At 69.9% G+C, this 14,178-nt stretch carries 12 protein-coding genes; 6 read left to right on the top strand and 6 right to left on the bottom strand.

Translation table 11 applies throughout. The annotated features are described in order from the left end of the window. The 3 genes from WH85_RS15650 (at position 1) to WH85_RS15640 (ending at position 5,062) form a co-directional block, all read left to right on the top strand. The gene (locus tag WH85_RS15650) at positions 1-1,404 is read left to right on the top strand and encodes a 3' terminal RNA ribose 2'-O-methyltransferase Hen1 (protein WP_045742582.1); all 1,404 of its coding nucleotides are present in this window, start codon (positions 1-3) and stop codon (positions 1,402-1,404) included. Continuing rightward, entirely contained in the window at positions 1,401-3,896 is a 2,496-nt protein-coding gene (locus WH85_RS15645; RefSeq protein WP_045742581.1) for a polynucleotide kinase-phosphatase, read from the top strand. The genes WH85_RS15650 and WH85_RS15645 overlap by 4 nt, the downstream gene beginning before the upstream one ends. Before the next feature lie 110 nt (positions 3,897-4,006). Further along, entirely contained in the window at positions 4,007-5,062 is a 1,056-nt protein-coding gene (locus tag WH85_RS15640; RefSeq protein WP_342669794.1) for a DedA family protein, read from the top strand. Between the two features lie 73 nt (positions 5,063-5,135). On the opposite strand, the gene WH85_RS15635 is transcribed toward WH85_RS15640, so the two are convergent. The 5 genes from WH85_RS15635 to WH85_RS52260 all read right to left on the bottom strand — a co-directional run bounded on the left by WH85_RS15635 (position 5,136) and on the right by WH85_RS52260 (position 9,085). Further along, positions 5,136-5,810, bottom strand: coding sequence for a class II aldolase/adducin family protein (locus WH85_RS15635; RefSeq protein WP_045742580.1), 675 nt, complete (start codon positions 5,808-5,810; stop codon positions 5,136-5,138). Positions 5,811-5,903: 93 nt separating this feature from the next. Beyond that, on the bottom strand, positions 5,904-6,281 hold the full coding sequence (locus tag WH85_RS15630; protein WP_014440216.1) for an ArsR/SmtB family transcription factor: 378 nt from the start codon (positions 6,279-6,281) through the stop codon (positions 5,904-5,906). 55 nt (positions 6,282-6,336) lie between these two features. Further along, positions 6,337-6,741, bottom strand: a complete 405-nt coding sequence (locus tag WH85_RS50390) for a hypothetical protein (protein WP_157411014.1) — start codon at positions 6,739-6,741, stop codon at positions 6,337-6,339. 395 nt (positions 6,742-7,136) lie between these two features. Next, the gene (locus WH85_RS15620) at positions 7,137-7,865 is read right to left on the bottom strand and encodes a hypothetical protein (RefSeq protein ID WP_045742578.1); all 729 of its coding nucleotides are present in this window, start codon (positions 7,863-7,865) and stop codon (positions 7,137-7,139) included. A 113-nt stretch (positions 7,866-7,978) separates the two neighbouring features. Next, complete coding sequence (locus tag WH85_RS52260) at positions 7,979-9,085, bottom strand: hypothetical protein (RefSeq protein ID WP_211275367.1); 1,107 nt, start codon at positions 9,083-9,085, stop codon at positions 7,979-7,981. Positions 9,086-9,444: 359 nt separating this feature from the next. Between WH85_RS52260 and WH85_RS15610 the strand changes: the two genes are divergently transcribed. Beyond that, a complete protein-coding gene (locus WH85_RS15610; protein WP_045742577.1) occupies positions 9,445-9,627 on the top strand; it encodes a hypothetical protein in 183 nt (60 codons plus the stop codon). Between the two features lie 55 nt (positions 9,628-9,682). Here WH85_RS15610 and clpB read toward each other — a convergent pair whose 3' ends face one another. Then, positions 9,683-12,268: an ATP-dependent chaperone ClpB gene (gene clpB / locus WH85_RS15605; protein WP_045742576.1), complete on the bottom strand. Its 2,586-nt coding sequence runs from the start codon at positions 12,266-12,268 to the stop codon at positions 9,683-9,685. A gap of 144 nt (positions 12,269-12,412) precedes the next feature. Here clpB and WH85_RS15600 point away from each other — a divergent pair, with 144 nt between their 5' ends. Together WH85_RS15600 and WH85_RS15595 are read left to right on the top strand one after the other, a co-directional pair. Continuing rightward, the gene (locus tag WH85_RS15600) at positions 12,413-13,624 is read left to right on the top strand and encodes a sugar efflux transporter (protein WP_245673949.1); all 1,212 of its coding nucleotides are present in this window, start codon (positions 12,413-12,415) and stop codon (positions 13,622-13,624) included. Positions 13,625-13,634: 10 nt separating this feature from the next. Then, entirely contained in the window at positions 13,635-14,132 is a 498-nt protein-coding gene (locus WH85_RS15595) for a cation:proton antiporter regulatory subunit (RefSeq protein ID WP_045742635.1), read from the top strand. Positions 14,133-14,178 lie beyond the last annotated feature (46 nt).

Genomic DNA, 14,178 nt, shown 5'->3' with positions numbered 1-14,178 from the left:
GTGCTACTCACGTTGACGACCACTCACCGACCTGCCACCGATCTGGGTTACCTACTGGTCAAACACCCGGAGAAGGTGCATTCCTTCGACGTCCCCACCGGTACGGCCTATGTGCTGTACCCGGAGGCGACCGAGGAGAAGTGCACGGCGGCGCTGATGCTGGACGTCGATCCGCAACTGCTCCGGGCGCAGAAGGACGCGTTCGAGCTGAGTCAGTACGTCAACGACCGGCCGTACGCCGCGTCCAGCCTGCTCGCCAGTGCGCTGTCCAAGGTCTTCCGGAGTGCCCTGCGCGGCAATTCCAAGGACCGTCCGGAGCTGGCCGCCACCCCGATCCCGCTGGAGATCCGGGTGCCGGTGCTGCGCGGCACCCCCGATCTGATCACCCGCCTGTTCGCGCCGCTCGGCTGGACGGTCGAGGCCACTCCGATCCCGCTCGACGCCGAGCTGGGCGGTGGAGACAGCCGATACTCCGACGTCCGGCTGACCGGCGTGCTGCGGGTCGCCGACGCGCTGAACCACCTGTACGTGCTGCTCCCGGTCCTGGACGACGGCAAGCACTACTGGGTCGCCCCGGACGAGATCGAGAAGCTGCTGCGTTCCGGCGAGGGCTGGCTGGCCGGCCATCCGGAGAAGGTGCTGATCGCCCGGCGTTACCTGGCTCATCGCAAGTCGCTGGCGGCCACCGCGCTGCAGTTGCTGGAGCCGGAGGTGGCCGCGCCCACCGAGGAGGAGGCCGAGCTGCCGGTGCAGCGCCGGGCGCCGCTCGCCGGGCAGCGGCGTGACGCGGTGCTCGCCGCGCTGGTCGAGTCGGGTGCGGCCCGGGTGCTCGATCTGGGCTGTGGTGGCGGCGCGCTACTCACCGCCCTGATGAAGGAACGGTCGTTCACCGAGATCGTCGGCGCTGACGTCTCCAGCCGGGTGCTGGAGCAGGCGTCCCGGCGGCTGCGGCTGGACCGTCTGCCGGATCGTCAGCGGGGCCGGATCCGGCTGATCCAGACCGCGTTGACGTACCGCGACGACCGGCTGCGCGGCTTCGACGCGGCGGTGCTGATGGAGGTGATCGAACACGTCGACCTGTCCCGGCTGCCCGCGCTGGAGCGTGCCGTGTTCGGGCATGCGCGGCCCCGCGTGGTCGTGGTCACCACGCCGAACGTCGAGTACAACGTCCACTACGAGGGCCTGACCGGAATGCGTCACTCGGACCACCGTTTCGAGTGGACCCGGGCGGAGTTCGCCGCGTGGGCGGACCGGGTGGCCGCGGAGCACGGCTACACGGTGACGTTCCGTGGGGTCGGCGACCCGGACGAGACGACCGGCGCACCCACCCAACTGGCCCTGTTCACGACGACCGAGGCAACCGGCGAAGCAAGCACCGACACCGTCACGGAGGTGACCGCATGATCCTCGACGTTCCCGAGCTCTCCCTCGTCGCCCTGGTCGGCATCTCCGGATCCGGCAAGTCGACGTTCGCCCGCGCCCACTTCAAGCCCACCCAGGTGCTCTCCTCGGATTACTTCCGCGGGCTGGTCGCCGACGACGAGAACGACCAGTCGGCGTCCGGTGACGCGTTCGAGGTGCTGCACTACGTGGCCGGCAAGCGGCTGGCCGCCGGCCGGCTCACCGTGGTCGACGCCACCAACCTGCAGGCGCACGCCCGTGCCGGGCTGGTCAAGGTCGCCCGGGAGCACGACGTGCTGCCGGTGGCGATCGTGCTGGACGTGCCGGAGGCGGTGGCCTGGGAGCGTACGCAGAGCCGCCCGGACCGTACGTTCGGCCGTCAGGTGCTCGGCCGGATGAGCCGTGACCTGCGGCGCTCGCTCAACCAGCTGGCCCGCGAGGGCTTCCGCAAGATCCACGTGCTGCGAGGGCTCGACGAGATCGCGGCCGCCGAGATCCGCTACGAGAAGCTGTTCAACGACCGGCGTTCCGAGCACGGGCCGTTCGACATCGTCGGTGACGTGCACGGCTGCCGGGCCGAGCTGGAGACGCTGCTCGGCGACCTGGGCTGGGAGCTGGCCCGCGACGACCGGGGACGCCCGGTGGACGCCACCCACCCGGACGGCCGCACCGCGGTGTTCGTCGGTGACCTGGTCGACCGCGGACCGGACTCGCCGGGCGTGCTGCGCCTGGTGATGGGCATGGTCGCGGCCGGGCACGCCATCTGTGTGCCCGGAAACCACGAGCAGAAACTGGCCCGCAAGCTGAACGGCCGCAAGGTGCAGCTCACCCACGGCCTGCCGGAGACCTTGGAGCAGCTGGCCGCCGAGCCGGACGAGTTCGTGACCGAGGTGCGGTCCTTCATCGACGGCCTGGTCAGCCACTACGTGCTCGACGACGGCAAGCTGGTGGTCGCGCACGCCGGGCTGAAGGAGGCGTACCAGGGGCGGGCGTCCGGCCGGGTGCGCAGTTTCGCGCTCTACGGCGAGACCACCGGCGAGACCGACGAGTACGGCCTGCCGGTCCGCTACCCGTGGGCGCGGGACTACCGGGGTTCCGCCGCGGTCGTCTACGGCCACGTGCCCACCCCGACACCGGAGTGGATCAACAACACCATCTGCCTGGACACCGGTTGTGTCTTCGGTGGCCGGCTCACCGCGCTGCGCTGGCCGGAACGTGAGCTGGTCGCCACGCCCGCGGCGAAGGAGTACTACGCGCCGGTGCGGCCGCTGGTCACCGTCCCCGACCGGCTCGACCAGGGCCTGGACATCGCGGACGTGACGGGTCGCCGGCACATCGATTTCGGGTACGGCCGGACCACCGTCCCCGCCGAGAACGCGGCGGCGGCGCTCGAGGTGATGGGCCGGTTCGCGGTCGACCCGGAGACGCTGGTGTGGCTGCCGCCCACGATGGCGCCGTGCTCCAGTTCGACCGTCGACGGCTACCTGGAATACCCGTCGTCGGCCTTCGCCGATCTGCGGGCAGCAGGGCTGGACCGGGTCGTCTGTGAGGAGAAACACATGGGCTCCCGGGCCGTCGTGCGGGTCTCCGTCACCGGCGAGGGGGACGCGATCTGGACCAGGACTGGCCGGCCGTTCTTCGGCCCGGAGCTTGACGAGCCGCTGCTGGCCCGGGTCCGCGCCGCCGCCACCGAGATCATGGCCGAGCTGGAGACCGGCTGGCTGCTGATCGACGCCGAGCTGCTGCCCTGGTCGGCGAAGGCCGGCGGTCTGATCCGTGACCACTACGCCGCGGTCGGGGCGGCCGGCCGGACGGCGCTGCCGGCCGCGCTCGACGTCCTGCGGGACGCCGCCGAGCGTGGGCTCGACGTCGGTACGCTGCGGGACCGGCTGGAGCTGCGGTCCGCCGAGATCGACGGGTACTCGGCCGCCTACCGGTCCTACATCCGGCCGACCGATGGTCTGACCGGGGTCACGCTCGCACCGTTCGCGGTACTGGCGGGCGCCGGCGTCTCGTACGCGAAGAAGGATCACGACTGGCACCTGGCGATCGCGGACCGCCTGGTCGCGGCAGACCCGGAGCTCTTCACCGCCACCCGGCGGATGATCGTGGATCTGGCCGACCCGGCGTCCGAGGAGGCGGCGACCGACTGGTGGCTGTCGCTGACCGGGGCCGGCGGTGAGGGCATGGTGGTCAAGCCGTGGGCGGGTCTCGGGGTGACCGACGGCAAGGGCCGGCTGGTGCAGCCCGGGGTGAAGTGCCGCGGCCGGGAGTACCTGCGGATCATCTACGGGCCGGAGTACACCCGTCCGGAGCAGCTGGAGCGGCTGCGCGGGCGGAACCTCGGGCGCAAGCGGTCGCTGGCGTTGCGTGAGCACGGTCTCGGTCTGGCGGCACTGGACCGGCTGGCCGAGGGCGCGCCGGCCTGGCGGGTGCACGAGTTGGTGTTCGCCATTCTGGCCGCCGAGTCGGAGCCGGTGGATCCCCGTCTGTAGCGGTCCGTCCCCTCCTGGGTGCCTCCGCACCGTCACCGGTGGGCGACCACGCGGTATCCACAGGATTCATACAGGTACCGGCCCTTGCAGGGCCGGTACCCTGGCTCCTCGTGGACATCCATGCGCTCACCGAGCCGCTAGCCCTGAACCCGATGGATCCGAAGGATCTTCTCTCCGCCTTCGGGTTGCCGGGTGTCCTGGCCATCCTCTTCGCCGAAACCGGACTCCTGGTCGGATTCTTCTTCCCCGGTGACTCCCTGCTGTTCCTGGCGGGGGTGGCGGCCTCCTCGGTGGCCGACTCGATCTTCGGCGCGGGTGCCAAGCTGTCCATCACCGGCCTGCTGATCGGCGCGCCGATCTGCGCCGTCATCGGCGCGCAGTTCGGCCACTGGCTGGGCGCGAAGTACGGCCGTCAGATGTTCGAGAAGCCGGACTCGAAGCTCTTCAAGAAGGAGTACGTCGAGAAGGCGGAGTATTACTTCGAGAAGTTCGGTCCGGCCAAGGCCGTGGTGCTGGCCCGCTTCATCCCGATCGTCCGGACCTTCCTCAACCCGGTCGCCGGCACGCTGGGCATGCCCGCCAAGCAGTTCCTGATCTGGAACATCGTCGGCGCGGTCCTCTGGACCGACGGCATCATCCTGATCGGTTACCTGCTGGCCCAGCAGATCTACGACCTCGTCGGCGACCACATCGACCGCTACATCCTGCCGGTGGTCGTGCTGATCGTGTTGATCTCGGTGCTGCCGATCCTGATCGAGCTGGTCCGGGAGCGCCGCGCCAAGAAGAAGGGTGGCGAGGCCGGCCCGCAGGCCGCCGAGTCCCTGGGTGTGGTGGCCGCGGCCACCGTCGCCGGTGTGGCGGACGCCGCCCACCAGGAGTTCCACGACCACCACGACGAGCAGCAGCCCACCGAGCAGTTCGGCCGGCAGCCGTACGGCGGCCAGCAGCCGTACCAGGGCGGCCAGACCTACGGTGGCGGCCAGACGTACGGCGGTCAGCAGCCGCAGCAACCGCAGCAGCCCCCGCAGGGCGGCCACGTCTACGGGCAGCCGCAGGGCGGCGGTCAGGTCTACGGCGGTCAGCAGCCGCACAACGGTCAGCAGCCCTACGGTGGCGGCCCGACCTACGGTCAGTCGCAGAACCAGGGTGACTGGCCGCCCCGCTAGACATTCGCATGGACCCACGGAAACGGCCGGCCCCGGATCTCTCCGGGGCCGGCCGTTTCGTGTCAGCGCGTCGTCACACCGTCACAGCGGTGGAACCCTGCAACCGGTCCAGGAACTCTTCCGGGCAGTCCCGGAGGTTCTCCAGCCGGCCGGCGGCCAGCGCCTGGTAGGTGAGCCGGGCCGCTTCCTCGAGGTTGCGGGCCCGCTTGTGCGCGATCTCCACCGAGTCGCCCAGGACCACGCAACCGTGCCGGCTGAGCACCAGGCAGTCGGTCCCGTCTGCCGCCATCGCCGCGGTCAGCGCCGCCAGCTCGGTGCCACCCGGCAGGCGGAACGGCACCGTCGATATCCGGCGGAGGTAGAACGCGTGATCGGTGGTCACGATCCGGATGTGTTCGCCCAGGGCGTCCAGCAGTAGAGCCGTCTGTGGATGCAGATGGACCACTGCGTTGACGTCCGGGCGGGCCCGGTAGAGCGCGAGGTGCAACGGAAGTTCACTCGACGGCTCGATCCGCGGCGGTGGCAGCGAACCGATCGACGCGGGCGTCCCGTCGGTGGTCCGCACCGGGACGAAGGTGGTGCGGCTCAGCCGGTCGAGCCAGGAACCGCTCGCGGTCACCCAAACGGCGTCCTCATCCGGGATCCGGGCGGACAGGTTGCCGCCCGAACCACACACGAGGCCGGCCTGGACCACGTCGTAACCCACGTGTGCGAGCTGATCACGCAGGTCACCGGGGACGTAGTTCACCCGTTCCTCCTCAGGTCCGCAAAATGGACGTCGACGAGGTCCTCGGCCTGGCGTCACGACCCCATGCGAGTGACGCCAGGCTTTGTCCAACGGTCAGCGAGCCTTCTTGGTGGCGCGCTTACGGGGCGGCGTCAGCAGGTCCGCAATGGTCGCGATAGCGGTCGGGACCAGGCGGTAGTACGCCCAGACACCGCGCTTCTCGCGCTCCAGCAGACCCGCCTCCGTCAGAATCCGCAGGTGGTGGCTCACAGTCGGCTGCGAGAGGCCCAGAGGAGCCGTCAGGTCGCAGACACAAGCCTCGCCATCCGTTGCGGACTGGATCAGGCTCAGCAGCCGCAGCCGGGCCGGGTCGGCGAGCGCCTTGAGCACTCCCGCCAGGCGCTCGGCGTCAGCGCGTTCAATAGGCTCGCCGGCAAGCGGCGAGATCTGAGGCATCGTCATTTCCGCCAACGCAGTTCCCACGATCTCCATCCTTCCACCAACTGCATCGATTCTCCTGCATGTGTGCAGGGAGAACCGGCTAACTTCAGGCCGCAAGGGCGACGCGGTTTGGCGACCCGGACGGCCGCTGGGGCGACGCGACGACGCGTGCCGCACCCCTCGTCCAACCGGACCTCACCTCGACACCGACTTCGGTCTCTGCCTCCTGCAACGCCTCAGCCGCGATCTGGTCGCTGCCCATCCGTGTCGAGCTCTCGATCCCCGTCTCCGGAGTGAGGCGGCCCACATTGTCAATTCGTCGATTGCTTCCGCTTGACGAACCTCGACGAGACCCCGACACGGAAAGCGTCGACATCATCACGCGACACTGCGCGATCATTTGGTCGGCACTCTCCGAAGCCAACGACCCACGACCCGATGAAAGCACGGCGCCACGCTGCGCGACGGGCAATTCAGTGATGAATTTACGCAGGTCGTACCGTGCATCCATGACATCGAGAGTACTGGCTGGAAGGAAACCGGAATCTTTCGCCCCGCCGGGGCGGAACCGAACTATTGACCCACGGCTTAACCCGGCTCTGTAAAGAAGGTTTACGGATCGAACAACGGATCTCAACCTTCCCCCCGACCATAGACGCAGCTCAAAGCAGGTAACGCCGTCACGGTACCCACCCGCTCCTCAGGACTACCTGGTGGTTGGGCTGTGAGAGTGCTGTGAACTCACGAAATCACGTTTGGACGTTGAGCCGGAAACACTCACCGTACGGCCGATCTCGATCTATCCGGACAGCCGATCGAGTGACGGGTGACAGAAACTGACCGTACCCGTTCGTGTGACCCACAGTCGTCGATACGGCAGTGCGTTACCCCGTTACTGGGGGGTAATCAGTTGGCCGGTCGGGTCCACAAGTCGTCATCGGACCGGGGAGCCGAGATTTGTTCGGCACCGGAAGTCGGGAACGCGGCCGGATCATTCACCGGCGCTGTCCCCGTTCGATCACCCGTCCAGGGGGTGGAATAGGCGCCCGTCCACGCCGAGTGTGACTCGAAAGAGGACGTCTCCGCCACCGTGCCGAAGTGGCTCCCGGGGGCAGTGAGGACCAGAACCCCCACGACGAGATAGCCCAGAACCTGAACGCCGGCCACGACAGCGTTCAACGCGATCCACCCACCGGGGTACGCCTCACCCAGCGCGGCACCCATCGTGCCCGGCAGCGCCTCACCGGAACGCTGCACGGCGATCGTGGCGAGCGTGCCCAGACCCGCCAGCGCACCGATCCCGCAGACGCCCAGGGTCACCCCACGGGCGATCCGGTTGCCCCGGCGCAGGCCGAGCCCCAGCACGACGAAGAGCCCGAGCAGCACGACGGCGGCCACCGCGGCGAGCGCGGCACCCAGCCAGATCACCGAGACGAGGTTCTCCACCTGCTCGCTGCTGCCGGCGAGCTCGCGGAACCGGCTGTCCGCGGAGACCGCGACGGCCACGCCGCCGACCGCGTAGACCAGGCCGGCGACGGCCAGGGTCCAGAGCAGAGCAACGGCCGCGGTGACGGCGGTGGGCCGGGCGGCGCCGGGCGCGGGCACGGCGACGGGCGGCTGGACGGCGTACGACATCGACGGCTCCTGCAAGGTTCGACTGGCACGAACCTATCGCCTACCGGACCGGAACGTGGCCGGACCGGTCCGCCCGAGGGCGAACCGGTCCGGAGAAGGCTCGATGTGCCGGGTCAGGCCGGCGGGCGCGGCGGCTGGTCGCCGTCGGCCGGAGGCTGCTCCTCGGCCGGGGGACGGGCCCACGGGTCGCTGGGCGGCGGGGCGGTCGGCGGTTCCGGGAAGGCCGGCGGGAACGCGGGCGGCCCGGCAGCGGGTGGGGTGGACGCCGGCGGCGCCGAGAACGGCGGCGGCGTCAGCGGGCCCGGGGTGGACGTTCCAGGCCCGGCCTGTCCGGGGTACGGGGAGAGTCCCGGCGCCGGTTGCCCCGGTTGGCCGTACTGCTCCGGTGTCCCGAAGTGACTGGCGTCACCACTGGGTGATCCCGGCTGCCCCGGGTAGGGCTGCTGCGGCTGCTGACCGTAGTAGGGCGGCTGCCCCGGCTGACCCGGATAGGGCTGCCCGTAGCCCGGCTGGGCCGGCTGCCCGTAACCCGGCTGCCCGTAACCAGGCTGCCCGTAACCCGGCTGACCCGGCTGCGCCTGGTAGGGCGTGTAACCGGGCGGGTAGGCACCGCCACCGGGATATCCGCCCGGGTAACCCGGGTTCCACGTGGTCGGCGGGCGGAAGAACGCGTTCGACTGCGGCAGCGCCAGCAGGATGATCGCCGCGAGCAGCGCCAGGACGGTGAGCAGGGTGAGCAGCAGCTCGACCCCGTCGTACCAGCCGGGCAGCGCGTCGGCGGAGGCCTCCGTGAAGACGTCGCCCGAGGTGCCCGACCCGGTGCCGGCCGCCATGTCGCTCGCCGAGCTGGTCAGGCCCAGCGCGTTGCAGCACAGACCGATGCCGGCGAAGACCCAGGTCACGATCCGGGACGGGTTCTTGCCCCGGTTGTTGAAGATGGCGAGCACCACCATGCCGCCCGCGATGACCGCGTAGATCACCACGATGATCACCATGATGCCGGTGAAGAGGCCGGCGAGGTCCACCTCGTCGGCGCCCGCGTCGGCCATCGCCTCGGTGTAGACCTCCCGCAGCGTCCCGATCGAGGACAGCACCAGCAGAGCGCTCATCGCCTGCAGGAACGCGACCCCGTAGAGCAGGATCGACGAGATCGTCACGGTCGCCGGCCGTCCCGGCGGGGACGGCGCGGGATGTGCGCCCGGATATGTGGGAACGGTCACAGTGCCCTCCTATAGATCCATTCACGGTATCGGCCTGACGCCATGTACCGCGACCGGACCTCACCCACCGTGCCTCTGTGGCAGCATCGGGCAACGATGACCCGAACACCCGACCCGGGTAACTCGTTCGGGGGGCGACGGCGGCGGAGCTGGGCATTTAGACTTCGATGCCGTGGCGTCCAGCTGGCAATCGAGGCAACCCAGCCCTCCAGCGACCCCACCTGTCCGCAGCACGAGTCGCCCGCCCCGCGCACACCTGACCGGGGCCGAGGCAGACCGGCTGACGGCACCTTTCCCGTTACCGCGGCCGCGTGACCATCCCGCGGCCGTCCCAGACCTGTTAAGGACCGGTGAGTCCCATGCCCCACGCCGACACCCTGACCGTCGTTCACCATGACGACACCCGGACGAGCTTCTCCGACGTCCGCTACCAGTTGCACCGCGACGGCATACACATCTGGTCCGCCGACGGCGAGCACGCCATCACGGACGTTCTGATGACACAGGCCTACCGACATCGGGTGGCCGACGACCAGGAGTGACACGCGAAGGGTCCCGGATGATTCCGGGACCCTTCTCCGTGCGTACGGTGGAGGATCAGCCCTTGCGCACCGAGAGACCGTCCCGGGCCGCACCCAGCTCGACCAGGACGGTGTCGCCGTCGGTGATCGAACCGGAGAGCAGGGCCTTGGCCAGCAGGTCACCGATGGTCGACTGGACCAGGCGGCGCAGCGGGCGGGCGCCGTAGATCGGGTCGTAACCGTGTTCGCCCAGCCACTCGACCGCCTCCGGCGCGACGACCAGGGCGAGCCGGCGTTCGGCCAGCCGGCTGCGCAGACGGCCGAGCTGGATGTCGACGATCCTGGTCAGGTCGAACTTGGTGAGGGCGTGGAAGACGACGATGTCGTCGAGCCGGTTGAGGAACTCCGGCTTGAAGTGGGCGCGGACCACGGCCAGCACCTCGTCGCGCCGTTCCTCGTCGGTGAGGGTGAAGTCGGTGTTCGCCGAGCCCAGGTTCGACGTCAGCACCAGGATGGTGTTGCGGAAGTCGACCGTGCGGCCCTGGCCGTCGGTGAGCCGGCCGTCGTCGAGCACCTGCAGGAGCAGGTCGAACACGTCCGGGTGGGCCTTCTCCACCTCGTCCAGCAGCACCACGCTGTACGGCCGGCGGCGGACCGCCTCGGTGAGCTGGCCGCCCTCCTCGTAGCCGACGTATCCGGGCGGCGCACCGACCAGGCGGGACACCGAGTGCTTCTCGCCATACTCACTCATGTCGATGCGGACCATCGCCCGCTCGTCGTCGAAGAGGAACCCTGCCAGGGCCTTGACCAGCTCGGTCTTGCCGACGCCGGTCGGTCCGAGGAACAGGAAGCTGCCGGTGGGGCGATCGGGGTCGGCGATGCCGGCCCGGGCCCGGCGCACCGCGCTGGCCACCGCGGCCACCGCCTCGTGCTGGCCGATCACCTTGGCCGCCAGCGACTCCTCCATGCGCAGCAGCTTGGCGGTCTCGCCCTCCATCATCCGGCCGGCCGGGATGCCGGTCCACAGCGAGACGACCTCGGCGATGTCGTCGGCGCCGACCTCCTCCTTGACCATCGGAGGCTCGGTCTTCTCCTCCTCGGCCTCGGACGCGGCCTGGATCTCCTTCTCCAGAGCCGGGATGACCTCGTAGAGCAGCCGGGACGCCTCGAGCAGTTCGTTGTCGCGCTGAGCCCGCTCCTGCGCGGCCCGTGCCTCGTCGAGCTGCTTCTTCAGCTCACCGACCCGGTTCAGCCCGCCACGCTCGCGTTCCCACCGGGCGTTGAGCGCGGTCAGCTGCTCCTCACGGTCGGCCAGGTCGCGGACCAGTCGCTCCAGCCGGGCCACCGACGCCGGGTCGGTCTCCTTCTCCAATGCGAGGCGTTCCACCCGCATCCGGTCCACCTGGCGCTGGAGCTGGTCCAGCTCGACCGGACGCGAGTCGATCTCCATGCGGAGGCGGGAGGCCGCCTCGTCGATCAGGTCGATCGCCTTGTCCGGCAGGAACCGGTCGCTGATGTAGCGGTCGGAGAGGCTGGCCGCGGCGACCAGGGCGGCGTCGGTGATCTGCACCCGGTGGTGCGCCTCGTAGCGGCCCTTGAGTCCGCGCAGGATGCCGATGGTGTCCTCGACCGTCGGCTCGCCGACGACCACCGGCTGGAACCGGCGTTCCAGGGCCGGGTCCTTCTCGATGTGTTCGCGGTATTCGTCGAGGGTGGTCGCGCCGACCATCCGCAGCTCACCGCGGGCCAGCATCGGCTTGAGCATGTTGCCGGCGTCCATCGAACCCTCGCCCTTGCCGGCGCCGACGACCGTGTGCAGCTCGTCGAGGAACGTCACCACCTGCCCGTTCGAGCTGCGGATCTCCTCCAGCACACTCTTCAGGCGTTCCTCGAACTGACCGCGGTACTGCGCGCCGGCGACCATCGCGCCCAGGTCGAGGGAGACCAGCTTCTTGTCCCGCAGCGTCTCGGGCACGTCGCCGGCCACGATCCGCTGGGCCAGGCCCTCGACGATCGCGGTCTTGCCGACGCCCGGCTCACCGATCAGGACCGGGTTGTTCTTGGTGCGCCGGGAGAGGACCTGGACCACACGGCGGATCTCGGTGTCCCGCCCGATCACCGGGTCGATCTTGCCGTCCCGGGCCAGGGCGGTCAGGTCGACGCTGTATTTCTCCAACGACTTGTAGGTCTGCTCCGGATCGGCCGTGGTCACCCGGCGGTCACCACCGCGCACCTGCGGGAACGCGGCGACCAGACTGTCCTCGGTGATGCCGGCGGCCTTGAGCGCCTGGCTCACCGCGCCACCGACGCGGGCCAGCCCGGCCAGCAGGTGCTCGGTCGAGATGTACTCGTCGCCGAGCGGCTTGGCGATCAGGTCGGCCTCGCCGATCGCGTTCACGAACTCGCGGGACAGGCTGGGCTCGACCGTGCTCGCACCGCGCGCCGAGGGCAGCTGCTCGACCGCGCGGGCCGCGGCCCGGCGGACGTCGGCCGGGTTGGCGCCGACCGCCCGCAGCAGCGCGGTCGCCGTGGAACCCCCGGTGTCCAGCAAGGACAGCAGCATGTGCCACGGCTCGACCGTGGCGTGGCCGCGGCGGCCGGCGTCGGCGACGGCAGCGGTGATCACTTCGCGGCTCTTGGTCGTCAGACGTTCGGTGTTCATGAGCTCCCCTGATCGGATCCCACCGTGGACAGACTTGAGCGTACTCAACTCAACTTTAACCCGCCACGTCGAACCGGATATCCGAGGTGACGGTCACCACCAGCCGGGGGTTGCACGCCGTCGTGAGCCGTAACGTACGAAGTCGTGTCCGTGTCACTCGGGACGCGCAGCGCCACGCAGCGACTCCTCCCCCTGGTCCTGGTCTTCCTCACCTCCGGCATCGCCACCGCGGTGGTCGGCCCGTTCCTCGGGATGTTCCTCAGCACCGCCGTTCATGCCAACCCGTTCCAGGTCACCGCATTCCTGATCACCGCCTCGCTCTCCAGCGTGGTGATGTCCTGGGCGCTGGGCCGGCTCTCCGACCGGCGGCCGATGCGGCGCACGCTGCTCATCGCGGCCACCCTCGCCGGTTTCGCCGGCACCGGCGTCACCGCCATGATCCGGGACTACTGGGTGCTGCTCGCGCTCACCGCGACGGTCACGGCGGTCGCCACCTCGCTCTATCCGCAATCCTTCGCGTACGCCCGGCAGGTCCTCCAACGTGACGACCCGGCCCGCGCGGCGATGGGGACCAGCGCACTCCGTACCGTCTTCTCCCTAGCCTGGGTCGGCGGACCGGCCCTCGCCGCGTTCCTGCTCGAGGTCGGCGACTTCCGGTACGTCTACGGCACCGCCGCCGTCATGTACGCCCTCGCCGCCTTCACCGTCGCCCGCTGGCTCCCCGAGGTCGAGGCACCCGCCGCACCCCGCGACGGCGTGAAGATCTCGGCCAGGGTGCCACCCGGCATGTACCCGATCCTGGTCGCCTTCACCCTGCTGCAGACCACCGGCGTACTCGGTGTCCAGGCCATGGCTCTGTTCGTCAGCACCGACCTGGGCGGCTCGGTCGGTGACGCCGGTGTCGTCCTCGGCGTGTGCGCGGCGCTGGAGATCCCGCTGCTGCTCTGGTTCGGCTGGCTCGGCACCCGGTTCCCGCTGCGGCGGATCATCGTCGCCGGGGCGGTGTGCGCGGTCGTCTACCAGCTCACCGCCGTCACGGCGGCCTCGGTGTGGCAGCTGGGCGCGGGTCAGCTGTTCAACGCGCTGTTCATCGCGGCGATCTCCGGGCTCGGCATCACGTACGTGCAGGACCGGATGCCGCACTTCCCGGGCCGGGCCACGACGATGTTCACCAACACCAACGCGATCGGGCAGATCCTGTCCGCCCCGCTCTTCGGTCTGGCCCAGAACTACGGGTTCCGGCTGGCGTTCGCCGTCAACCTGGTGCTCGCCGTGGTCGGACTGGTGCTGCTGCTGATCGCCCGCCCGGCGGTCCGTTCGTCGGGTTTGGGATCGGGATCACCGCCTGAGGGTTAACGTGGGGATCGTGCGCGTACGGGTGGAACAGACTCCGCTGCCGGGTATCGGCGTCCGACATGACCTGGTCACATCGTCCGGTCGGACGGTCGGGGTGGTCTCACACCGCAACGGCCGGCGTGATCTCGTGCTCTACGACGTCGACGATCCGGATTCGAGCCTGGCCTCGATCCCGCTCACCGACGACGAGGCGGAGGCCCTGGCCGACGTGCTCGGCGCCTCGCTGATGCTGGGCCAGCTGGCCGGTCTGCGGCAGCAGGCGGCCGGCCTGCTCACCGAGCAGATCGCGCTGCCGGCCGGCTCGCCGTTCGTGGGCCGCCTGCTGGGTGACACCCGGGCCCGGAGCCGGACCAGTGCCTCGATCGTGGCGGTGCTCCGCGACCGGGAGGTGATCGCCTCGCCGGTGCCGTCGTTCCGGTTCGAGGCGAACGACGTGGTGGTCGCCGTCGGCACCCGGCAGGGTCTGGACGGTGTCACCGCCATCCTGGCCGGCGACACCGACGGCTGACGGTCGTGAACCACGACACGACGATCCTGCTCATCGAGATCGGCGC

Source organism: Actinoplanes rectilineatus, assembly GCF_000962825.1.
In the GTDB taxonomy this organism is placed as follows: domain Bacteria; phylum Actinomycetota; class Actinomycetes; order Mycobacteriales; family Micromonosporaceae; genus Actinoplanes; species Actinoplanes rectilineatus.
The sequence above is the reverse complement of the archived record's forward strand: the minus strand, read 5'-3'. Positions and strand labels throughout refer to the sequence as shown.

What these genes read in the sequence shown, in the direction of transcription:
- clpB (WP_045742576.1), bottom strand. Translation starts at nt 12,268, where the DNA reads ATGAACACCGAACGTCTGACGACCAAGAGCCGCGAAGTGATCACCGCT.
- WH85_RS50390 (WP_157411014.1), bottom strand. Translation starts at nt 6,741, where the DNA reads ATGGATGCACGGTACGACCTGCGTAAATTCATCACTGAATTGCCCGTC.
- WH85_RS15620 (WP_045742578.1), bottom strand. Translation starts at nt 7,865, where the DNA reads ATGTCGTACGCCGTCCAGCCGCCCGTCGCCGTGCCCGCGCCCGGCGCC.
- WH85_RS15645 (WP_045742581.1), top strand. Translation starts at nt 1,401, where the DNA reads ATGATCCTCGACGTTCCCGAGCTCTCCCTCGTCGCCCTGGTCGGCATC.
- WH85_RS15610 (WP_045742577.1), top strand. Translation starts at nt 9,445, where the DNA reads ATGCCCCACGCCGACACCCTGACCGTCGTTCACCATGACGACACCCGG.
- WH85_RS15630 (WP_014440216.1), bottom strand. Translation starts at nt 6,281, where the DNA reads ATGGAGATCGTGGGAACTGCGTTGGCGGAAATGACGATGCCTCAGATC.